Genomic DNA, 402 nt, shown 5'->3' with positions numbered 1-402 from the left:
GCCTAAATTCATTGATGATAAATTTATGTATTTGAACGGTAATAAAAAAATTATTATTAAGCAATTATTTATGAAACCTATTGTAAAAACAGGTCCAGATGAAGTTCAAGTATGTACAAACTATAACAAAATCTTTTTAAGAAGACATGGTAATAAAGTTTCTGCAAAAATTGAAAAGTTCAAGAAAACATTAAATACTCAATTTAAAGGTATTTTAGTAAAATACGGAAATAATATTTCTATTAATAATAAATATAAAACTACAGTTGAGTATGATGAAATTTCTAAAAATATCACTTATTTAAAAGTAAAGAACTATGAATTTTATTTTAACCAAGATGAAATGAAGGAAGCGCTCAATAAAAGAAGCATAACAGTTGACAATGATAAATTATGTATTGG

General features: G+C 22.9%; 1 protein-coding gene. It reads left to right on the top strand.

Annotation, left to right across the window (positions count from 1 at the left end):
- Nucleotides 1-402: hypothetical protein (locus ETC00_RS20185; protein ID WP_171567791.1), on the top strand; the 402-nt coding region annotated here is incomplete at both ends.

Origin of the sequence: Brevibacillus sp. MCWH (assembly GCF_013096935.1) — a bacterium.
In the GTDB taxonomy this organism is placed as follows: Bacteria; Bacillota; Bacilli; order Brevibacillales; family Brevibacillaceae; genus Brevibacillus; species Brevibacillus aydinogluensis.
Note: the sequence above shows the minus strand (reverse complement) of the source record. Positions and strands in the feature narration are given on the sequence as shown.